Below are 22,959 nucleotides of genomic sequence, written 5' to 3' on the forward strand. Positions count from 1 at the left end.
TTCTAATGGGAAGCGGGGTAAGTATGTTGCTGCAAAATTACAAAAAAATTTTAATTATCTACACCATTAATAAAAGTTTTTACAAAGTCTTTTATTTTTTCGGTTATTCTGGTGCTTATTGATTCTCTTTGCAGGACACTTGGTTGCTTTTCTAATGCTTCAATAACTTCATCTTCGGTTGCCATTCTACCTGTGAATAGAAAATCGTTTATGATGTCTTCTACTTTATCTTGTTTTAACGCTTCTGCCTTACTTAAATCTTGTAAAGCCTTTTTAGTTTCTAATTGCCAATAGTTTTTAAATTCATCTTCAATAGCTTCACTATCGTTTATTTTAGGTAGATTATTTTGAATGAACTTCTCTATTAAAACTCGTTTACTTCTTAATTCAGATTCTCCAGCTATTAAATCTATAATCTGTTTTTTCTGTTTTGCTTGGTCTTTTGGTTTAGCATCTTTTAATTGTGCTAACAACTTCATTATATAAGCAACATTAATTTCATCACGATGTATTAACTCTAATTCAAAATCAATTTCATCTAAAATAGATACTGTTTCCTTTTGGTTATTTGTTTTTATCTTATCGTAAAGGTCTAAATATTTACTTGTGTAATCTGCAAACTCTTGGTCTTTCATATAGGTATCATCAAATGAAAATTCTACAAATGATGATAATATATTTTTTAATCGCATTATTTCTCTAAATGCTTTTGCAAATTCTAATTCATCTTCTTCAGTAACTAAATCGTTTACACTATCTACAGTTGGTGCAATAGCCATTAATACTTTATAAGCTTCATTAAATTTCGCTATTTGCTCATCGTATGGTGCTATAATTATAGTTTCTTGAGCGTTTTTATCAGAAAACAAAGCGATAGCATCGTCTGTGTTCTGTTTTAGATTACGGAATGCTAAAATATTACCTTGTGATTTCTTTTCGTTTAAGATTCTATTAGTACGAGAATACGCTTGTATTAAACCGTGATAGTTTAAGTTTTTATCTACATATAGCGTATTTAAGGACTTACTATCAAAACCTGTAAGAAACATATTAACGACTAATAATATATCAATTTGCTTGTTTTTAACACGTTTAGAAATATCCTTTTTATAGTTAAGAAAAGTGTTACCATCTCTTGCCGAATGTTTTGAACCAAATTGTTTATTATAATCGTTTATATACTCGTCTAATTTATCCTTACGAGGTATGCTTCCGTAATTCGCTGTTGGTTCTGCTGCCATCATCATATCTGGAAAATCTTCCTCTACAATTTCGCCGTTAGCATCGGCATCTTCTGGATTGGCTGCATAAGAAAAGATAGTTGCAATATTTAAACGGTGCTCTCCTGCTTCTTTTTTAGCCTTTAATAACTCGTAATATTTTATTAGAATATCTACACTACTTACACAAAACATTGCTGTAAATGCTCTGTGATGTGTTTTACGATTGTGATTTGCTATTATATAATTTGTAATAGCATTTAAATAATCATCACTTTCATAGACTTCTTGCTTATCTATATCTTCTACTTTGGTATCATCTACACCCTCTTTAGATTTAAATACATTGTAATACTCTATTGAGAATTTTAATACATTTTCATCTCTAATAGCATCTGTAATTACGTATTGATGTAAACACTCGTGAAATAGGTTTGCAGTTGTTTGTTTGATACTCTTTTTACTAATCGCATTTTTAACAAATATTGGTGTTCCTGTAAAACCAAATAATTGATGATTGGTAAAGAAATTCACAATACGTTTGTGTGTATCACCAAATTGAGAACGATGACATTCATCGAATATAAAAACTACTTTTTCGTCTTTTAAAGCTTCAATCTGCTTTCTAAATTTTGCTTTTGAAATAGCACTATTTAGTTTTTGAATTGTTGTAACTAATAAAGGTCTGTTATTATCTAAAAATTGATTGATAAGCATTTTGGTGTTTTCTGTACCATCAATACTCTCTTTGTCGAATGCTTGAAATTCTCTAACAGTTTGGTCGTCTAAATCTTGTCTATCTACTACAAATACTACTTTTTTAATTTTAGGATTATTTGTTAATATCTGACTTGCCTTAAATGACGTTAACGTTTTACCTGAACCTGTGGTGTGCCATATATAACCGTTTTTATCAGAATTTTTAACTCTATCTATAATTGATTCTACTGCATAATACTGATACGGTCTAAGTATCATTAGCTTTTTATCACTTTCGTGTAAAACAGTATACTTTGTAATCATTTTAGCAATATGACAAGGCTCTAAAAAGATGCTTGTAAACTTATCTAATTGTGTGATTTTTTTATTCTTTTCGTCACTCCAAAAAGATGTAAACTTGAAACTTTGCTTTTGACTATTTGCATAGTATTTGGTATCTACACCATTACTAATTACAAATATTTGCACATAATTAAACAGGGCATTATTAGATGCAAAAGACTCTTTTTGATAACGCTGTATTTGATTAAATGCTTCTTTAAGTTCAATCCCTCTACGTTTTAATTCTATTTGTACTAATGGTAAACCATTGATAAGAATAGTCACATCGTAACGATTTTCTCTTTTACCATTAATTGTAATTTGATTGGTTACTTGGAATTGATTTTGACACCAGAAGTCTTGATTAACAAACTCTATATACGCCTTCTCACCGTTATCTTTATGTAATACATATTTATCTCTTAAAGTTTTAGCTTTATCGAAAATGTTACCTTTAGAAAGGTGTATTAATATACGTTCAAACTCGGAAGCAGTAAAGGTTATTTTATTATGCTTCTCTAATTGTGATTTTAGATTGCTTAATAAATCCTCTTCTGTTTTTATAACAACTGATTTATGGCCTAAACTAATTAATTGAGTTATTAAATTGTTTTCTAAAACTTGTTCTGGTTGTGTTGTCATTTATTCTTTTTCTAAATCGAAACTTTCATCTTTTGTTATAATATCAATGACGTTTATTGTCGGTAAGAAAAATTTATTATAAGGTGTATTTTCTGTCTTTGAGTGTAAAACACCTCTAGCGGTCCCTAATGTTATTACACCTAAATGTTGTAAAAAACCTTTTTTAAACTTTAATTTATTTTTTGCACCTATAAAACCTTTCCAAGCATTTTCCTCTATTTCAAACTCACAATTAAGTTTTAAAATAATAATAGGAGATTTCTCTAACTCAAATTGCAAATGAAAGAAACATGCTACTAACCTATTTTCTTCATTAATACCAAAACCATTATTAATATTAAGTTGAACATCTAGTTCGTTTTCTTCTATAATTTCCTTATCAATAGTAGCAAATTCCTCTGTATTAATTTTTCTTAATGCAAAACCAACTTCTTTCATGATTGAAGAGCGTATTTATTAGTATTTGTTAATGATGTTGACTTATTATGTAAAGGAATCAGCTTAGCTTCTTTTTTCGGTGTTCTTTTTTTATACTCAACTTTACCTTTTCTATGATACATTATTACTCTTTCAATAAAAGATGTACGTTTTAAAATTTTTGTTTGTGCTTTAGTTGTTTCCATCAAACTAATAGACAATACTGCTTCTAGTTTATATATTGTTTCTAAAGTGAAATTTTCTTTACCTTTTACCCACTTACTAATTTGTTGGGCAGACACACCTAATTGACTAGCTAACTGTGCTTGATTTGAAGGTGCAATTTGATTTGTTTTATTCTCTCTTAATTTTCTTAATATTTTAAGAGCGATAGCTTGAGATTTTTTCAACCATTCTTGATTATCGGCTCTATACTTAGCGTCTTCTAACCATTGGCTTTTATTTCCTTTAGTTAAAGTATTTAATTTTGCTATGATTTCTTTTCTATTCTTCTCCATAACTTCCTAATTCTATATAACCTAAATCATCTTCATCAACGATGAAGTTTTCTTTTAAGTATTCGGTTGTTGCTTTTAACTTTTTTAGTTCATCTTTTAGATGTTCTGGTGTCATATCTTTAGTTAGTTTAATTCCACCACCAGAAACAAAATATACATTCTCGATTAATCTTATTGCATAAATTCTAAGCCAAGATTTATGTTTTACTCCATATGCTTTACTTTCAATGTAATCATTATTTAAAATATCTTTATGTAAAGATTTAAATACTACTTTCTCTAAGGTATTTTCTTCATCTGGATTGCAAATACTATTTTCAGCAGATTCTCTAATTTTTTGTTCAAACTTAGACGCTTCGTTAGTTGTTCTTAAGATGGCGTCTTCAATTGATACATCTTTATAAAATCCTTCTGCTAAATCCTTTTTGTTATTTTCAAAAAAACCTTCTAAATACTCTATATCTTGCCATTGGTCAAATAGCATTTTAAACTCATCATATGGTTTTCCATCATATTGGACAGAATATAAACTGTCATTTACTATTGCAAATATATCAACTATTTTCATATAATCAACCTGTAGGTTTACTTATTAACATTTTTTAAACAAACATTTTTTGCAATAATCCTTTTTTAAAGCTCTTACTATTTTCTATTTTGGTATTTAAGGCTTTTATTTTTACATCTATATCTGATAAGAAATTGGCTATTTTAATTTGTTCCGCTATACAAGGAAAAGGAACTTTAAACTTTTTTAAATCACCTCCATTAATAGAATTAATAGTAGCGCCTAAATTTTTATGAACTTCTTTTTTATAATATTGACTGTCGAAAAAATGAAATAAAAATCGATTATAATTACTTCGATAAACTGTCATAAATGCTCCAAATGCTAAACCAATATGTTCTTCTTTTATGATAGCATTCTTGCCTATTAATCTTTTACTACCATTTCTAACACAAATTAAAATATCATTTAATTTTACTGGATTAAACTTACCTTCTTCAACATTTACAAAAACATTATCATTTAAAGCTATTAATCGCTTTTTCACGTTAGAAGAACGTAATACCAAAACGCCATTTTCATCTATATCGTTAGGGCTATATGTTAAACCACTTACTATCGAACCTATTTCCCCCAACCTCTTCTCTTCCCAAACAGGAAACTCATTACCCTCATCATCTTTAAATCTTAGTTCCTGATTAAATATTTTTTTCGTTACACCTTTTTTGTAATGTTCTAAAAGTTCTTTCTTTTTGGTTAGTTTGGTAATTTTATCATCTACATCTGTAAGGAATGATGCTATTTTTTGTTGTTCTGTTAGGGGTGGAACTATCAACTTTGTAGCTTTAATAGTCCTTAATGATAAGTTCATTATAGTACTACCTGTTAATTCTGAAAGAAAATATTTCTTAATCTTTGGTGTTTGAAGAATATAATAATAGAAATTTATAGGTAAATCCTTCTGAAGATTTATATAACAAGCACTTTTACCCAAAACAATATTTTCATTATTGTAAAACGCAAGATTGCCAATTGTACCATTTATAGATAGTAAAATAGAATTTTTACTTAAGGGTCTTTTATGTTTTTTAAACTCCTCTAATGATACCTTTTTTGTATTTTCATTTATGCTAATTGAACCATTAACAAGATTATTACCATTTACAAAATAATATTCTCCATTTAAGTCATAATTTGGTGTCGAATGAATACCATCACTAATTTTTGTAGTGATTTTTTCTAAAACTACTTTATCCCAATCATCATTATAATACGGAAACCTCAATTGTGGTATTAATTGTTTTTCCATAATTTAAAAAGGTGTTTTAATATTTAACTCCTTACAATATGAAGCAATACGCTTATCTGTTTCTGCAATTTCTATATCTAATGCTATTATTTCATCTGCAACCGCATTAATATCAATAGGTTCTTCTTCTTCAAAAGTATCTACATAACGTGGGATGTTAAGGTTGTAATCATTATCAGCTATTTCTTTCAAAGTTGCTCTGTGGCTGTATTTATCTGTAACAACTCTATTTGTATATGTTTCTACAATTTGGTTGATATGCTCTGGTAGTAGCTTATTGTCTTTTCCTTGTTTTTCAAAATGATTAGAAGCATCAATAAACAATACATCTTCGTTAACTTCTCTACATTTTTTTATTACTAAAATACACGTTGGAATACCAGTACCAAAAAAGATGTTTGCAGGTAAGCCAATTACAGCATCTATATAGTTTCTATCTTCTATTAAATAACGTCTAATATGAGCTTCTGAACTCCCTCTAAATAATACACCGTGAGGTAATACGGTTGCCATTATACCATTTTCATCTAAATGATGAATCATATGCTGTACAAATGCAAAGTCTGCTTTTGTTTTAGGTGCTAATTTACCATACTGACTAAATCTATCATCTGTGCTAAAAATACCTTTAGCAGACCACTTTGCCGAAAATGGTGGGTTTGCTACAATAGCTTCGGCTTTTAAGTCGATAGCCATATGTTGTGGTTCTTCTAAGGTATCTTCTTGTTTAATATCGAACTCACGATAATTTACATCGTGTAGTATCATATTCATACGTGCTAAGTTATACGTTGTACGGTTTAATTCTTGACCGTAAAACATACCAACATCGTCTACTTCTTTAGCTACACGCAAGAGCAACGAGCCACTCCCACACGTTGGGTCATATACTGATTTTAAACGTTTTTTTCGAGTAGTTACTATTTTTGCTAATATGATAGATACTTCTTGAGGCGTATAAAATTCCCCTGCTTTTTTTCCTGCACTTGCAGCAAACTGCCCAATTAGAAACTCATAAGCATCACCTAATAAATCGCTGTCATTATCCTCTAATCTAAAATCAATTTCATCTAAATGTGTAATAATTTTAGCAATGGTTTCATTTTGTGCTTTTACAGTTCTTCCTAATTTACCAGAAGTTAAATCTAAATCTTCAAATAGTTTTACAAAATCATCTTCAGATTCTGTACCCATTGTACTTTGTTCAATATTGGTAAGAATACGCTCTAAATCTTCAATGATAAAGAATTGCTTTGCTTCGTCATTATCGTTGGTTACTATTTCTGAAAGGTTGTTTCCTTTTTGAGCAATAGAGGTAAATAATTCACTTGGTTTTAGGAAGTAACCTAACTCTTTTACGCAGGCTTTTTTAACTGCTTCAACATATATTTTACCATTTTCTGAATTTTCATCTAACTGCTCATAAGTTAAACCATCTGGTGCTAATATTTTATTAGCGTATAAGTGTAACTTCTCTGAAAGGTATTTAAAGAATATAAAGCCTAAGATGTAATTTCTGTAATCGTCTGCATCCATTTTGCCACGTAAGAGGTTGGCAATAGCCCATAATTGTTTTTCAAGTAGTTTTTTTTGTTCTTCTGACATTTAGTTTGGTAGTGTATTTTGAATTGTTAAAAATATAAATATATATTGGTTAAATAATAAGGATTTCCTCATTTACTTTTTACCCCTGTTTTATGTTATATTACAAGTACTAAAATAGCGTGTGTTCTATACTTGTTTTTAATCGCTCTTTTAAGTGAATTAGATATTTATCGTTTGACAACTTTTTGATTCTATTATACACCTTTCTACGATTGCTAAATGTTTCAGAATGGTCTATTTTATAATGTTGTAATATTTCTTGATTTTGAAATAATGCTAATACTTCTTTTTCCTTGTTATTAAGCTGCGATAATGGAATACTTTGTTGCTTTTCTATTTTATCATACTTACCCAATAACTCATCTGCTAACATTTGATATTTAGCTTTATCAATTAAATCATTCACCGTGTAGATTCCAATGGAATTTTTACGTTTGTTTAAATTTCGTGTGTAGATTTCTAATTCGAATCTAAATATTTGCTTTCCTATTTTTATTCGTTCGTGCGTTTTTACTTCAAAAGTTTTATCATATCCTTTAACGTTATAATCTGTAAGATAGAATTTTTTACCGTATTGCTTATTTTCACCTAACATCGGAATTGGTTGTTTACCGTTTAAGCTTAACCAAGTATTTAGAATTGGTTGCGCTTCTTCTTCTATAACTGTGCCTACTGCTAAATAATGAATATTAGCATTATAAACATTGAATGGCAAAACACTATCTAATTTCACTAATGCCTTAACGACTTGTGAATAGGTAAACAACTCGTAATTATTACCCATATACCATTTTTGTAATGAGTTATTACAAGAGATTATATTTCCTTTTAATTCAAGCCTCAAGTTGCTTACTGTGGTTTCATAAGCTTTTACTTGGTTTGTTTTTTTATTGAAAATAGGTGTCCATTTTAAGCCTTTCCAAAAAAATGGACTTTCTTGTTGCTCTATAACTTCTTTAGGTAATTGTGTTACTTGATGTTTTAATTTAAGTGTGTCGTACAAAACGACTACCTTTTATTTTTAAAGGCTTTATTGTAGTTTTTATCCAGTAAGACTTCTACATCTTTCATCTTGTAGTAAATTTTACTACCTATTTGAGAAAATGATACTTTGCCTTCGTCTCGCCAAGTTTGAGCTGTACGTTTGCTAATATTCATTAGCTGGATAAACTCTTGATTATCGAGAAAGGTTTCGTGTGATGGTTTTTGATTAGATTCTAAAGTAGAATTTAATTTGTCTAATCTTGATACTAAATTGTTGTACTGTTCTTTTGTTAAAATTACTGCTTCCATTTACTTAATTTTTAATGTTACTAATTATTTCTGTAACAAATATTAAGCTCTGGATAGGTACTTATAAGGCTGACCTTATAAGACCTTTTATTGACTGTATTTTAATGAAGTGGATTGTCTTTTATGTATTGTTTTGCCTTTTTATGATAGTCATCTGATGTTTTTGACCAATCTAATTTTGATTTTAATTCTAAGTTAATTTGATTGGCTATTATATCACATAATCTTTTTAAACTCAATTTTGGAATAATATGCTCTTCTCTTAATGCTTCTATTACACCTCTTACCGTGCCTTTACTTCTGTCTCCTAAATTATACACACCATCTTTTGTAATTGCTAAATCTTCAAGTATTTTTAGAATATAATCCTGCTTCTCTTGATTTACAAATGTTTTAAAACTATCCGTTTCTTTTTCTAACGATAAAGGTTCTGTATGATTGGGTAATAAAGTGACAGGACTAATTTGTACTGTTTCTTTTATAAATTCTGCTTCTATGAATAAAAACTCTTTAAATAGATTTGGGTATTTATCTTCTTTTTCTTTAAAATCCTTTTTTCTATCAACTAAAGTTCTAAACTTCAATTCTCTATGCCTTAACTCTTTTAATTTACTTTGTATATATAATACTTTATTGTTTGGTTCTGCATTATCTAAAACATCTTGCAAACGTGATATACTTTTCTCAAATATTCTACTATACTTTTCACGATGATTATAAAAATGAATATCTAAAGGCAATGAAGTGCTATACATTTCTTTAAAAAAAGAATCCATTGCTTCATCTAATTCAATTGACAAGTCTTTATCTAATACCATATCGTTAGTTAAGGATAAAATCATTAAATGTGAAGTCGTATCTTTTTTGAAGTAGATAGTTTTTGTAGCAAACACCTCATTAAACGTTAAAGAAATATGCCAACTGATATTTTGTAAAATATAGGCTTCTTTTAGATTCTTTAAATATGCTTCTTCTTCATTATTAAATAATGCATTTATTTTAAAATCTGATATAAGCGGATTTCTATTTTCATCCCTTAATAGATAAAAAATTTGCTTATTGTCAATGGTGTTATATTTATCTATTTGCTTTTCAAACTCATTTCTTAAATACTTACGAATCTCTTTTTTGCTTTGCGCTGAATCAAATACAAAATCTTGTATCTCATTAATTATAGGTTGTAGTTCTTTTTCTGCTTCTGCTATTTTTTGATTTAACAAATCTTCCCAAACAGGATATTTAAAAGGCTCTTGAATAGATTTACCTTTAACAATATCTTTTAACCAAGATAAGAACACGTCAAGCGTGTAAAACACTATATATTCATTACTAAACAGCGTTTTTGGCTCACTTGACAACTTAGTTAACACTTTACCTACTGTTGATGGATTTAAGCGTCTAAACTCTATTCTGTCGTTAAAAAAAGATGGGTAATTATATAATAATAATTCATCATTAAAATTATCTATATCAAAACCTTTAAAAGCAAAGAGTTTAGATAGTATTCTTTTTATCTCTTTAGCATCGCTTAATGATTCTATTAATTCTTCTTCAAGTATTTGAATCTGCTGATTAAGAAACTCTAAAGGTTCATCTATTTTAGAACAATATTCTTGATGATTTTTTACTAATAATTCAACCTCATAAGAAACTACTTTTATAAGTCTATCAGATTGCCAAGTAACCATTTTATAATAGTCCTCTTTTTCTATATTATACTGGTTATCGTAGGTAATAAGATATTTACATTCTTTACCAGATAAAAAATCATTATAAGTAAACTTTGGTATTTGTTTTCTTAAATCACGAACCCTTTTATGTATTAAATAATTAATCTTACCTAAATAAATAGCTTCTTTTAATTCGGCAAATTCATCTACATTCAATAAAAAATATCTACTTGAAAATTGTGAAAGCAACCAATCTTTTGAGCTGTGATTTTTTACATAATATGGATGTTTATTTTTATCAATTAAATCTTCAATTCTGTTTTCTTCAGATATTAGAAACTTAAATTCGTCAAAGTGTTCGAGGTTCTCAATCTTATTTAAAACGTTAGTTTTAAAATCTTGTTCTGCTGTTTGTACTGCTTCAGAATGAATGGTATCAAATTGAGCCTTTAAAATAGTATTGATTGGTTTATTAAACATATTTTAATTGATGTATTTATCTACTGCATTATCTAATTCACTACTTATAATTTTTGCATATACTTGTGTTATTCCAATATCGGAATGGTCCATTAATTTAGATACGTGTTCTATTCGCATACCATTATTTAATGCTCTGGTAGCAAATGTATGTCTGCTAATATGAAAGGTTAAAGAAAACGGTAATTCTAAAGTTTTACCCATTTTAGTTAAATACATATTGCTTAACGCTATTGCTTGTCTTACTACTTTTGCTCTTTGTTCTCTGTCTGTAAAATAATCGTTATCAATATTTGCGAAAGGAAATATTATATCGTTTTGATTTACATTTTCAGTTTTATATTTTTCTAAAATATCAATTGCAATTTGCCCAATTCTAAGACTATGCTGTCTGTTTGTTTTGCGTATTGTCTTAGTTATTTTATGCGTTTTAGCATTGTAATTATTCCACTTTAATTCTATTATATCGCCAAACCTTAAACCACCTGAAAAGACAGAAAACAGAAACATATCTTTTATGATTTGTGCCTTTGCTTTATCTGAAACCTCTAATTTAATAAAAGCTTCTAATTGTTCGGTAGTTAAAAAACGTTTTGTGCTTTTTGCTTTCTTGACTTTAAATTTACTAAAAGGAAAATGATTTAACGGTATTAAATCTTCTCTCTGCGCTTCTTTAAACATTAGGTTAAGAATCTTTAAAGAAAAATTTATCGTCGTGTTATTGTTACCTAAAGTAGTGCTACAGTAACCTGCATAATCTTTTAATGTGGTTACCGTAATATCATCGAACATTAATTCTTTATGACCTATAAACTTTTCAAACTTTTTAAGATAGTTCTTGTAGTTGTTATATGTTGATAGTGCTAAAGTGTCTTTTTGTTTTTCGCATCGGTTGTATGCATACTCAAAGAAATTAACTAAAGGTTTTCCCTTGATAGCTTCTTTTAATTTTCTTGCCGATGTTGATTGATTTTTAGTTTCTAAATCTGCTATTTGCCCCTGAGCATCTGCAACCTTTTGAGAGATGTATTTATTTAGTCGTGTAGAATTACTATGATTTTTCTTTACTTTTTGCTTATCCTCATCCCATTCGTTAGGCTCTAATTTTAAGCTTAAAGAAATAAATTTAGTTTTTCGGTCTTTTATCACTCTTAAATATAAAGGTGCTTTTCCAGACTTATCGACTTTATATTTTTTTAATATTAATTTTATTGAAGCCATAACTTATTGATTTAGAATAGGTGCAATGGGATGCAAACGAATACTAAAGTACAACAATAGGTACAACAAACAATGCTTTTTATTGTATTTTATTACATTATTTTGCATTACACAAAACAACAAAACCCTTTATTTATAAGGGTTTAAGTGAAATTAAAAGAAATAGGATATAATAGCTAGACAACACCGTGTATAATTAATGGCTAGTTCTAGCTTACTTACGAAAATCCTCGCGGATTTTCTATTTGGTTTGTATTTGCTAAATTAGGTGCTTGAACACGCCACTAATCATACACAAACACGTTGTATTTAACGGCGGAATTTCAGCCAGAAATTCCTAATTTGTGTTTTAGGAGTTCTAAAAAGTAAATTAACATAATTATACGCCGAAAAGAAATACTCAAAAGCTAAAAATGAAAATATATTCTCCTCCATTTTAAGAGAAAATTGCACCGTTAAAAATTATTTAAGACTAGTTTAGAAATAGAATGAAAAATTAAAGATTCATTTAAAACTTAAAATTTGAGCGGGAAAAAAATCTGTGGAAAGAAAGGATTTTAGCGCAACGGCGGAGATCTAAAAATTGAATAAAACGGAAAAATTAAAGAATCATTTAAAAATAAAATTTGAGCTGGAAAAAAACTGTGGAGAGAAAAGATTTTAGCACAACAGCGGAATTTAAAGCAGAAAACAGGAAACAGGAAATTTGAGCATTGAAAGCGGGAAAAATATTGAGCTTTGAAGCGGGAAAAAAGAGCGGAATAAAATTTCAAGTAGAAAGATTATTTAGAACTCAAAACCGCTAAATACAACACCGTATATAATTTATTGCTGGTGATTTACAAACTTACGAAAATCCTTGGCGGATTTTCTATTCTGTTTTTATTTACTATTTTAGGTGCTTCAAAAACGCAACAAATCATATACAAAACGTTGGGTGTAATTTGAAAAAAATGAAAAAAGAAATAAAAATAGACACATTTGAAGAAATACTTATTCGTTCATCTATTCAAGTATATACAATGGTAAACAAAGAGGAAAATCCGTCAGGATTTGGCTCTGGGTTTATTATTAATCACAAGAATAAATATTTTTTCATTACCGTATTTCACGTTATAAGAGATGAAGTCGAAACCTTTTTAGAAACTAATTTACCTCCTAAAGATAACAAGCAATCTCTGCAACCAATAGGTGGAATTTATTCATTTAACCTATTAAAGGCTTCTCCAAATATATCTGCAGAAGGACTTGAAGAATTATTAACAGAACCTGGTGAAATAATTGACATCGCTTTTTCTGAATACATACCAGAAAAAATGGGTCCTTTAATGCAGAAAGGAATAGATTTCGGAGCATTTAAAGTGGAAAAAGGGATCAAAATAACTCTTGATGAAAACCATATTTCAGAACCTAATACTGACAATAGTTATGGTGTTTTTGGAAACATTGGACATCATTACAAAGGAGTGAATTTAGTTTCTTCGCCAAAATTAGTGAATAATTTAAAATATCATAAAACTTTTGGAGATTTCCACAAGTTTTTACTTCCCACAATAATAAAAGAAAAAGAAGAATTTGAAGGTTGCAGTGGAGCTCCAATTATTGATTCACTTGGAAATGTTGTAGCAATAGCTTGTAAGGTAGCTACTGGAACTAAATTAGTCTATGGTTTCTCTATATCTAAATGTATACAGTTAATTGATTACACGATAAGAATAGATGAAATAAATGAATTAACAAAAAATAAAAAGCAGAACAATTAAAAAAACTACACCCAACACCGTGTATAATTAATTGCTTGGTTTTAGCCAATTTACGAAAGTCCTCGCGGACTTTCTATCTGTGTTTTATTTACTAACTTTAGTGCTTAAAACACGCAACTAACCATACACAACAACGTTGTGTGTAATTATGACCCGTCCTGAAATAAGGCTACATAATATTAAACATTATGTACAGAAATGACAAAGTAATTAGACGTTACAGTGAACCTTTTAAATTAAAAATATTAGCCGAACTTGCCATCGGAAAACACACAAAGAGCGAACTTTGTAAACTCTACTCTATTGCTCCTACAACAGTAAATGTGTGGATTAAGAAGTACAATCGTAAAGACTTAATGAATACCAGAGTAAAAGTGGAAACTAAAGACGAAATATCTAGAATTAAAGCACTTCAAAAAGAGGTTGAACAGCTTAAAAAACTACTCCTAAAAAAAGATATCGATGCTATGGTAGAAGAATCCTATCTTGAAGTAGCTGCTGAAGATTTAGGCTATAAATCTATCGCTGAACTAAAAAAAAAGTTAAGTATAAAGCCTTAATTAAAGCTAAAGAAAAATCTAAGGGATTTGCTTCTTTAAAGACTATAACCCATTGTTTTGGTCATAAGCGTGACGCGTATTATAAATACAAATCTAGAGCTGATAAACGTTTAAAACTAGAACAACAAATTATTAACATCGTTAAAAAAAGACGCAAATCCCTTCCTAGAGAAGGTGTAAGAAAACTCGTAAAATCGTTAAATATAGATTTTAATAAAGCTAATATTAAAGTTGGCAGAGATACTTTATTTAAGGTGCTTAGAAAGCATCAAATGTTAACCCTTAGAAGAAAAACAAATGCTAGAACCACGAACTCTTATCATCGTTTTTATAAATATAACAACATCATAAAAGACCTGGAAGTTACTAGAAATAACCAAGTTTGGGTATCTGATATCACATACATTAGAACCGTAAAAGGGTTTTGCTATTTGGCTTTAATAACTGATATGCATTCTAGAAAAATAGTAGGTTACGACCTAAGTGATAGTTTGGAGTTAAAAGGATGTGTAAGAGCTCTTAATAAGGCTATTTATCAAGCTAAAAACATTAAACAACTTATTCATCATTCAGACAGAGGAATACAGTATTGTAGTAATGTATACACACAAATACTCAAAAGAAAAAAGATAAGTATTAGTATGACCGAACAAAATCATTGTTATGAAAATGCGATAGCCGAACGCATAAATGGTATTTTAAAAGATGAATTTTATCTAGACCAAACCTTTGATAACGTGGCACAAGCAAAGAGAGCGGCAAAAAATGCAATTAATTTATACAACGAAATAAGATTACACTTATCTTTAGACTATAAAACACCTAATATGGTATATCAATTATCAGCTTAAAATCAATTTTAACCTGTAGCCATATTTCAGGACAAGACATTAAAAAAAAATAATGGCAAAACTAACATTTTCAAAAGAACAAATTTTTGGTGATTGGAAGTTAATCCAAAATTTAGCATATGGAGGGAATAGTTCTGTTTGGTTAGCTGAAAACGCAAAGTTAAAAGAGACAAAAGCGATAAAATTATTAAAGAAAACACACGACACAGCACGATTAAGATTTTTAGATGAAATAAAAATAATTACAGAGAATCAAGATATTGATGGAATTATGAAAATCTTAGATACTTCCGTAAAAGATTCAGAAGTATTATGGTATGTTATGCCAAAAATGGAAACGTTTAAAAGACACTTAGTTAATAAACCGTCAATAAATAAAGTAGAAGGGATATTAGAAATTGCAAAAATATTAAGCCAAATTCATTCTCGAAAAGTTTCACATAGAGATATTAAACCTCAAAATCTATTTTTCAATGAAACCTTTTATATCGGAGATTTTGGATTGGTGGATTATCCTGATAAAGAAAATGACTTAACAATAATTGGAAGCGCATTAGGACCAAGATGGACAATTGCACCTGAGATGAGAAGTAACCCTGAAAAATCAGATGGAATTCCCGCAGATGTATACAGTTTAACAAAAACACTTTGGATTACTTTAACAGGTATTGAAAAAGGGTTTGAAGGTCAATATTCTCCTACGGGCTCAATTGGCTTGTCAAACTATGTTCCAGACATTTACTTAACAATATTAGAAGATTTATTAGTAATATCAACAGAAAACGACCCAAAACAAAGACCGTCAATTGACAAATTCATAGAAATATTAAGTTCTTGGATAGAAATTCAAAATAGTTTTTATCAACGAAATGACTTAGACTGGAAAACAGTTCAATACAAATTATTTCCTTCTAATATTCCTGAATATGCCGAATGGACAGATGTTCAAACAATTACTAATATTCTAAACATTTTAGGTGGTATTAAAGCTTTAAATCATATGTTTTTTGACAATGGTGGTGGCTTAGATATGGAAGGAGCAAAATTATCAAATGAGCTAGGTTTAATAGAGCTTGATTGCGGAATTCCTTATTTATTAAAACCAAAAAGACTAATGTTCAATTCTTTTAATAGCGATTTTGAATGGAATTATTTTTATTTAGAACTTGAAAAAATTGAGCCTATATATAGTGAGTATTCTGGTTCTGAACAAATAGTAGAATTAGAACCATTAGAATATAAAGAATATGATTATATCGAAAACTATTATGAAAAATATGATGATGGATATAACCATAGACCTGAAAAACACAGAAGTATTATTAGATTAACAGAAGGTAATTTAGTTATTTTCAGAAAAACATCATCTTATAATTTAACTCCTTCAACATATGATGGAAGACACGGGGAAATGGGAGCTGAAGAGTTTAGAAAATATATAAAAAAACTTGTCGATATTGGATATAGAGCATATTATATTAGAGATGAAAATGGAAAAGTAACAGGTAAACAATTAACACATAAGATATAATAACTACACACAACAAAGTATAAAAATAATAAGGGTTAAGTGCCAAACCCAAAGTTAATGCATATTTACAAAGTCCGCCAAATTTACAATTTGACGGTTAAATGAAAAGAAAGTTAACAGTAAAATTGCAAATTTGGCTAAGTGCTAAATCCGAAATTAAGTGCATTTTAAGCCCTTACTATTCTTATACAAACCGTTGTAGTGCATTTGAAAAAATAGAATCTACTAAATAACAAAATCCCAAAAAGTAATGATTGAAAGTAACCTATTATACATTATCGGTAATGGATTCGATTTACACCACAATCTCCCTACTTCTTATGGTTATTTTGAAAAGTTTATGGAAAATTGGTCAAAGCTTATGTATCACGAAATACATCGTTTTTGGGAATTCAAAATAACAAACGATAAATGGAGTGACTTTGAAAACGATTTATCTACTTACAATAGTAAAAAAATGTATGAAGAGTTTTCACAAACAGATAGGGGTTGTCAGTATATCGCTGAAAAGTGTAGCTCAGAAACTCAAAAACTATATGAAGGCATTACTAATTGCTTCATAGACTGGGTTAAAGACATAAAACTTGAGCCTATTACTAAAAAAGTAAAACTGACTCAAAATGCTGAATACATAACCTTTAACTACACCAAAACTCTCCAATATATCTATGAGATACCCGAAAGTGCTATTTGGCATATACATGGAGCTAGTACTGACTCTGATCTAATCTTTGGTCATGAAAAAAAAGAAAAAATTGAATACAATTACAGTGATGGAACTGGCATGCCATCGACAGAACAAGAATGGTGTGAAGAAGCATTGAGATTTGCTAAACTACCACTTAACCAATTCAGAAAAAAAACAGATAAGATAATAAAAGAAAACTCAGATAGATTTACTAGATATCAAAATATCGAAAAAATTTATGTTCTTGGACATTCACTAGCAGATGTTGACTTACCATACTTTGAAGTCATACATAAGAGTAATAAAAAGGCTAAATGGTGTATTTCATATTATAATATTCTTGAGCAAGAAAATCTATGTTCTAAATTAAAAGGAATCGGGGTGAAAAAATCTCAAATGGTAATGATTACAATGAATAATCTAAATAAAGATAAATAAAACGACACTACAACAATGGCTATAATTAATACGGGTTTTAGTGCTTAACCTAAAGTTTAGAGCTTTAAATGGAGTCCGCCAAATCTTTTTGATTTGGCTTTAGAACAAAAAAGATAAAACAAAATAAAAAGTTTTGGCTAAGTGCTTAATCGAAAGTTCACTACTTTTAATTCCCGTACTAACCATAGCCTAAACGTTAGTAAAAACTTTAGAAATCACTCAGACGGAAACAATTCTGTATTAAAATCATGAAACTTATTGTGGAATAATTCTAGTTTACAATTACCTTTTCTGTCAACACTAGAAAAATAACATTCCCAAGTTTAGAGCAACTTTACGGAATTCTTACTCAAACGGAATTTTAAGCGTTAGCAACAACAGAACTGAACGCTAAAAATCACTCTTGCGGAATTTAGCAATTTTGCGGAGCTGAAAATCTATGCGGAATTATTTACTCAAACGTTGAATTTTGAAAATATCGGAAATCATAAAACAGAATTACTTGTCGAAAAAAACGCATTTACTAACAACTTGTATATAAAAATTGCTTTATTTTAGCTAAATAGTTTGTGCTTTTTAATTAAGTCCAATTTTCCTGCGGAAAATTCGCCGCGCACTTACAAAGCAACTTTCTATACAAAAAACCGTTGTGCAACATACCGAAAACCAATTATTCCGCATTATATTTAGGAATGATTTTTGATAAATAATAATACGCTCTTTAAAATCTTGGTGAATTAAATAGTTGGGTTTATAGCTTAACTCAAGGAGTTATTGTTCGATTAATCTGTGATTCTATAATTAAAAAAATAAGTCATATGAGAAAAAGATTCAATAATATCGTAAAAGGTCTAACCTTTATTATAATTCCAGTAATTCTAATAACGTTAATTCTATTTGGTGGGCAGACCATCCCGAACAGCAGACGCATCCAAACAGAAATTTCTTGAAAGCTCTAACATTTATGAAACCTAGGGACGGGTTAAGAGGTTCGATTCCTCGGTCTGCTACTAATTATAGGCTGTCTAAAAAGACAGCCTATTTATTTTAAAGAATTTATAAAAACCAATTGGAATTTGAAAAGAATTTATTCATATGTATTGAGATTTGATGACGGAGGAGCACCAAATCCATTTTGGGGAACTTGTACATTGACAATCTGCAAACCAGCGATTAGACGAACAGCGAGAATTGGAGATTGGGTAATCGGAACAGGTTCGAAAAATTCCAAACTAAAAGACGGAAAAAAATATGACCTTTCAGATAGTTTAGTTTATGCTATGAAAATAACGAATAAACTTACTCTTGAACAATATGACCAATTTTGTACGAAAAATCTAAAAGAAAAAATTCCATCTTGGTTTAATAAAGATTGGCGAAGACGAATGGGAGATTGTATTTATGATTATTCAAATCAGACAGAACCGAACTTAAGAAAAGGTGTCCACAACGAATCAAATGTGAAAAGAGATTTGAGCGGAAATAACTCGTTATTATCTACTGAATTTTATTATTTCGGAGAAGAGCCAAGGATAATTCCCGAAAATTTAAAACGGATTATCAAAAAAAATCAAGGACACTTACGAATTGAAAATGCAGATTTACTATCGGACTTTGAAAAGTGGATTAACGAGTTTAAGAAAAATAAAATTTATGCAGAACCACAACTCGGATTTGAATTCAAAATTGAACCAAATGAAGAACAGATAGCTAAATGTTCAAAAAGACATAAAGAAAAGCGAGCGGACGAAATTGAAGAAACATTATGCTAAAAAGTACGTTGCACAACACCGTATATAATTTATTGCTAGTTCTAGCCTACTTACGAAAATCCTCTCGGATTTTCTATTCGGTTTTTATTTGCTAATTTAGGTGCTTAAAACACGCAACAAACCATATACAAACACGTTACCCACAAGCTGAAAACCAGCCGCATATTTTAGCACTTTCGGTTTTTCCCAACACATAAATCCAACGCTCTAAAAACCAAAAGAGCTAAAACTTTCCCAAAATTCGTAATTATGTATTTAAGTATTTGCTTATATACGTAATTAATTATATGTTTGTACGACAAAGCAAATAACTTTAATAAAAATATATACACAAATGAAATTAGAAATAACCTGTACAAGAGCGGAAGCCAACCATAAGCAGTTACAAAACTGTATGGAGGCATTGGATAATATGGAAGGGAGTTTTCAAAAAATGACAAAACTTTTATCAATTGCAGGAAGCGATGTAAGATTGAGAATTCTTTATTTATTGAATTTAGAAAATGAACTATGTCCTTGTGATTTAGCTGATATACTAAAAATGAGTGTTCCTGCGATCTCACAACATATACGTAAAATCAAAGATGCAGGAATAATCAATTCAAGACGAGATGGTCAAACACTTTATTATTCATTAAATAAAGATGAAACAGAGATATTTATTAGCATTTTTAAATCTATCGAATTAATTAGAAAAACAGCATAATTTATAAAGAAATGAAAACAGAAAAAACATCAAAAAATGCAGCATACACAGGTTTATTTGCTGCTGTAGCAGCATCATCTTGTTGCATACCACCTGTTATAGCATTAATAGCTGGCGTTGGAGGAAGTGCATCTGCACTATCTTGGATGGAACCTTTTAGACCCTATTTAATAGGTTTAGCTGTAATAGCTATTGGCTATGCTTGGTATGCTTACTTAAAACCCAAAAAAGCCGATGACTGTTGCGAAGTTGATGCAAAACCAAAATGGTATCAAACCAAAGGCTTTTTAATAGGCATTACATTGTTTGCAGCTATTTCAATTAGCTTTCCTTATTATTCTCATATATTTTATCCAGATAACAAAAAAGAGGTTATTGTCGTAAATCAATCAGACATTCAAACTGTAAATTTTGATGTAAAAGGTATGACTTGCGCTTCTTGTGAAGAACACGTTAAGCACGCTGTTAACGAATTAGAAGGTATTGTTAATGTAGCTGCTTCTTATGAGAAAGCTAATGCCGAAGTGGAGTTTGACAATACAAAAACATCTAAAGAAGATATAGAAAAAGCTATAAATTCAACGGGTTATAAAGTTATTAATAAATAAAAATAAATCTTATGAAAAAATTATTAGTTATATCAGGATTATTCCTTTTATTATTTTCATTTAATGCACAAGCACAATCGTGTTGTTTGCCGAAAAATGACAAAAAGGTAGAGAAAGCCAATATCAATATGCAAGAAACTAAAACAGTTACTTTAAAAGTTACAGGCATGACTTGTATGTCTTGTTCAAACCATGTAATGAAGGCTTTAGAAAAAGTAGAGGGAGTTATAGAACCGTTGGTCGAGTATAAAGAGGATAGAGCGGTTGTGACTTTCAATCCAAAGTTAACTACAGTAGAAGCCATTATTGAAGCCATTAATAAAACACCTTATAAGGCAAGTTTGATGGAGCCAAAAAGCTAGGGAAACTAAAGTCGCAAAAAAAGTTGGGGTATAATACCTCAATTTTTTTCAAACTGTATTTAAGTATTTAATTAAATAATTGTTCCTATGAAAAAGTCAAAGAAGGAAGTTTTCAATCCGGACCACTTGAATTGTTGCATAGAGATTGGCGATTGCGAATTGCAAAATCCGCCACAGGAACTGATAGATAAACTAATTGGAAAGCCTATCAGTGATTGTAAGAAAATTATTGAAGAGTTTCTTAAACCTAAAGAAAAATTAGTTATAAAATTTAAAAAGAAAATAGGTTTTGAAACCAAAAATGATAATAGATAATGTTAATCTAAATCTAAAAATCATGAAAAAATTAATAATCTTATTCGTCGTCATAACGTTAGTATCAGCTTTCACTGTTGGTTGTACAATTTATGATGATGAACAGATTCAAGAGCAAGCTTTAGATGAGAATGGGAATGATAACGGAGATGATAACCCAAACTCAACAATTGAATATACAAGCTTAATAGCAGATGAAACAACCTTACCTACTGGAGAGAGTACGCTTATTACAGCAACTGCTACAGGAGAAGGACTAGAATATTATTGGTCTGCCAGCCTTGGTGATATTGTTGGTAGCGGTGAGCAAATAACTTATACAGCTGCATTTTGTTGTGAAGGGAGTAATACCATAACATGTTCTATTAGAGATAATCTGAATACTTGGAAGCACAAATCAGTGACTATTGAAGTTAGTTTTTAGTGACTATTACAGTTAATTAAATGAAGAAATTAATTTTTATACTTATAAGTTTATTGTTTATGTACCAAAGTGTCAATGCTCAATGTTGTTCTGCAGGAATACCAGTTGGAGGGAGCACAAATATTGGGATACTTGAAAAGAATAATTTTCGTTTCACTTCTTTTTTTAGTTATAGTGAATCTGCTGGGTATTGGTCTGGTAGCGATAAGTCTATATTTAATCTTGTAAAAAGAGCAAGCTATCAATACGTTGGAACTATTTTGTCTTATGGCTTATTTAATAAGCTCACAGTGGAAACAGAATTTGGGTATTATTTAGATAAATCTCAAATATATGATTTTCAATCTGATGTAAACACCAAAAACCAAGGTATTAGCAATGGTATAATTTCTGCAAAGTATAATGTTTTAGCAAATTTAAACAATCCTTTTGAGTGGACTGTTTCATCAGGTGTTAAGTTCCCTTTTATTTTAGATTATGCAAGAGAAAACAATGTAGTATTGCCAAGGGATGTTCAAACATCATCACATGCAATGGGAATTATTGGTCAATCTTTTTTATACAAAGGCTATCCTATTAATGGCATTCAATTATTCTTAATTAATAGAATAGAGATTAATTACAAAGATTATAAAGATTATAAATTTGGACCCGCATTGATTTCAGCATTCTTTTTCTCTTATAATTTGGAACAATCCAATTATACGGGAATTGCCCAGATAAGACACGAATTTAGAGGAAAAGATGCTTTTGAAGACACAAAGCTCGATGCCACAGGAGGTCATTTGGTTTTCCTGTCACCACAGTTAAATTACTCTACAAATAAATGGAATTTTTCGTTGCTTGTAGACATCCCAGTTTATAGATATTATAACGGAACACAACTGGGAAATACGGCTTCTGCATCGTTTTACGTTACAAAAAATTTCGACTTGGCTTCTAACAAAGCCGAATTGCCATTTTTAAACAATAATACTGCTAAAAATTAATTTGAATAGAGGCAAATAAACGATGGTT

General features: G+C 29.5%; 22 protein-coding genes. 12 read left to right on the forward strand and 10 right to left on the reverse strand.

Annotated elements, in window-relative coordinates; genetic code table 11:
- Positions 1-50: 50 nt before the first annotated feature.
- From H0I30_RS05950 to H0I30_RS05995, 10 genes are all read right to left on the reverse strand, one after another.
- A complete protein-coding gene (locus H0I30_RS05950) occupies positions 51-2,903 on the reverse strand; it encodes a type I restriction endonuclease subunit R (protein ID WP_218773356.1) in 2,853 nt (950 codons plus the stop codon).
- The gene (locus H0I30_RS05955; RefSeq protein ID WP_218773357.1) at positions 2,904-3,341 is read right to left on the reverse strand and encodes a hypothetical protein; all 438 of its coding nucleotides are present in this window, start codon (positions 3,339-3,341) and stop codon (positions 2,904-2,906) included.
- Positions 3,338-3,838, reverse strand: a complete 501-nt coding sequence (locus tag H0I30_RS05960) for a helix-turn-helix transcriptional regulator (protein ID WP_218773358.1) — start codon at positions 3,836-3,838, stop codon at positions 3,338-3,340. Before H0I30_RS05960 ends, H0I30_RS05955 begins: the two co-directional genes overlap by 4 nt.
- Positions 3,825-4,406 carry a hypothetical protein gene (locus H0I30_RS05965; RefSeq protein ID WP_218773359.1) on the reverse strand — a complete coding sequence of 194 codons (582 nt, stop codon included), beginning with the start codon at positions 4,404-4,406 and terminating at the stop codon, positions 3,825-3,827. The genes H0I30_RS05960 and H0I30_RS05965 overlap by 14 nt, the downstream gene beginning before the upstream one ends.
- A gap of 34 nt (positions 4,407-4,440) precedes the next feature.
- A complete protein-coding gene (locus tag H0I30_RS05970; RefSeq protein WP_218773360.1) occupies positions 4,441-5,655 on the reverse strand; it encodes a restriction endonuclease subunit S in 1,215 nt (404 codons plus the stop codon).
- 3 nt (positions 5,656-5,658) lie between these two features.
- A complete protein-coding gene (locus tag H0I30_RS05975; protein ID WP_218773361.1) occupies positions 5,659-7,260 on the reverse strand; it encodes a type I restriction-modification system subunit M in 1,602 nt (533 codons plus the stop codon).
- 109 nt (positions 7,261-7,369) lie between these two features.
- Complete coding sequence (locus tag H0I30_RS05980) at positions 7,370-8,263, reverse strand: hypothetical protein (protein WP_218773362.1); 894 nt, start codon at positions 8,261-8,263, stop codon at positions 7,370-7,372.
- 5 nt (positions 8,264-8,268) lie between these two features.
- On the reverse strand, positions 8,269-8,553 hold the full coding sequence (locus H0I30_RS05985; RefSeq protein WP_115840001.1) for a helix-turn-helix domain-containing protein: 285 nt from the start codon (positions 8,551-8,553) through the stop codon (positions 8,269-8,271).
- A 101-nt stretch (positions 8,554-8,654) separates the two neighbouring features.
- Positions 8,655-10,703, reverse strand: a complete 2,049-nt coding sequence (locus H0I30_RS05990; protein ID WP_218773363.1) for a hypothetical protein — start codon at positions 10,701-10,703, stop codon at positions 8,655-8,657.
- 3 nt (positions 10,704-10,706) lie between these two features.
- Positions 10,707-11,924 carry a site-specific integrase gene (locus H0I30_RS05995; RefSeq protein WP_218773364.1) on the reverse strand — a complete coding sequence of 406 codons (1,218 nt, stop codon included), beginning with the start codon at positions 11,922-11,924 and terminating at the stop codon, positions 10,707-10,709.
- 953 nt (positions 11,925-12,877) lie between these two features.
- Here H0I30_RS05995 and H0I30_RS06000 point away from each other — a divergent pair.
- From H0I30_RS06000 to H0I30_RS06055, 12 genes are all read left to right on the forward strand, one after another.
- Complete coding sequence (locus H0I30_RS06000) at positions 12,878-13,687, forward strand: hypothetical protein (RefSeq protein WP_218773365.1); 810 nt, start codon at positions 12,878-12,880, stop codon at positions 13,685-13,687.
- A gap of 188 nt (positions 13,688-13,875) precedes the next feature.
- On the forward strand, positions 13,876-14,247 hold the full coding sequence (locus H0I30_RS06005) for a transposase (RefSeq protein ID WP_218773020.1): 372 nt from the start codon (positions 13,876-13,878) through the stop codon (positions 14,245-14,247).
- Positions 14,247-15,098, forward strand: coding sequence for an IS3 family transposase (locus H0I30_RS06010; RefSeq protein ID WP_218773467.1), 852 nt, complete (start codon positions 14,247-14,249; stop codon positions 15,096-15,098). The genes H0I30_RS06005 and H0I30_RS06010 overlap by 1 nt, the downstream gene beginning before the upstream one ends.
- A 52-nt stretch (positions 15,099-15,150) precedes the next feature.
- Positions 15,151-16,629: a protein kinase gene (locus H0I30_RS06015; protein ID WP_218773366.1), complete on the forward strand. Its 1,479-nt coding sequence runs from the start codon at positions 15,151-15,153 to the stop codon at positions 16,627-16,629.
- Positions 16,630-16,879: 250 nt separating this feature from the next.
- On the forward strand, positions 16,880-17,755 hold the full coding sequence (locus H0I30_RS06020; protein ID WP_218773367.1) for a bacteriophage abortive infection AbiH family protein: 876 nt from the start codon (positions 16,880-16,882) through the stop codon (positions 17,753-17,755).
- Between the two features lie 1,076 nt (positions 17,756-18,831).
- The gene (locus H0I30_RS06025) at positions 18,832-19,527 is read left to right on the forward strand and encodes a hypothetical protein (protein ID WP_218773368.1); all 696 of its coding nucleotides are present in this window, start codon (positions 18,832-18,834) and stop codon (positions 19,525-19,527) included.
- 334 nt (positions 19,528-19,861) lie between these two features.
- Positions 19,862-20,233, forward strand: coding sequence for a metalloregulator ArsR/SmtB family transcription factor (locus H0I30_RS06030; protein ID WP_009780794.1), 372 nt, complete (start codon positions 19,862-19,864; stop codon positions 20,231-20,233).
- An 11-nt stretch (positions 20,234-20,244) separates the two neighbouring features.
- A complete protein-coding gene (merTP, locus tag H0I30_RS06035; protein ID WP_009780795.1) occupies positions 20,245-20,841 on the forward strand; it encodes a mercuric transport protein MerTP in 597 nt (198 codons plus the stop codon).
- 11 nt (positions 20,842-20,852) lie between these two features.
- Positions 20,853-21,203, forward strand: a complete 351-nt coding sequence (locus tag H0I30_RS06040; protein WP_009780796.1) for a heavy-metal-associated domain-containing protein — start codon at positions 20,853-20,855, stop codon at positions 21,201-21,203.
- Positions 21,204-21,290: 87 nt separating this feature from the next.
- Positions 21,291-21,518, forward strand: a complete 228-nt coding sequence (locus H0I30_RS06045) for a hypothetical protein (protein ID WP_218773369.1) — start codon at positions 21,291-21,293, stop codon at positions 21,516-21,518.
- 22 nt (positions 21,519-21,540) lie between these two features.
- A complete protein-coding gene (locus tag H0I30_RS06050) occupies positions 21,541-21,942 on the forward strand; it encodes a hypothetical protein (protein ID WP_218773370.1) in 402 nt (133 codons plus the stop codon).
- A gap of 20 nt (positions 21,943-21,962) precedes the next feature.
- Positions 21,963-22,931, forward strand: coding sequence for a hypothetical protein (locus H0I30_RS06055; RefSeq protein ID WP_218773371.1), 969 nt, complete (start codon positions 21,963-21,965; stop codon positions 22,929-22,931).
- Positions 22,932-22,959 lie beyond the last annotated feature (28 nt).

The sequence above is a fragment of the Tenacibaculum sp. AHE14PA genome (assembly GCF_019278465.1).
Taxonomy (GTDB): domain Bacteria; phylum Bacteroidota; class Bacteroidia; order Flavobacteriales; family Flavobacteriaceae; genus Polaribacter; species Polaribacter bernardetii.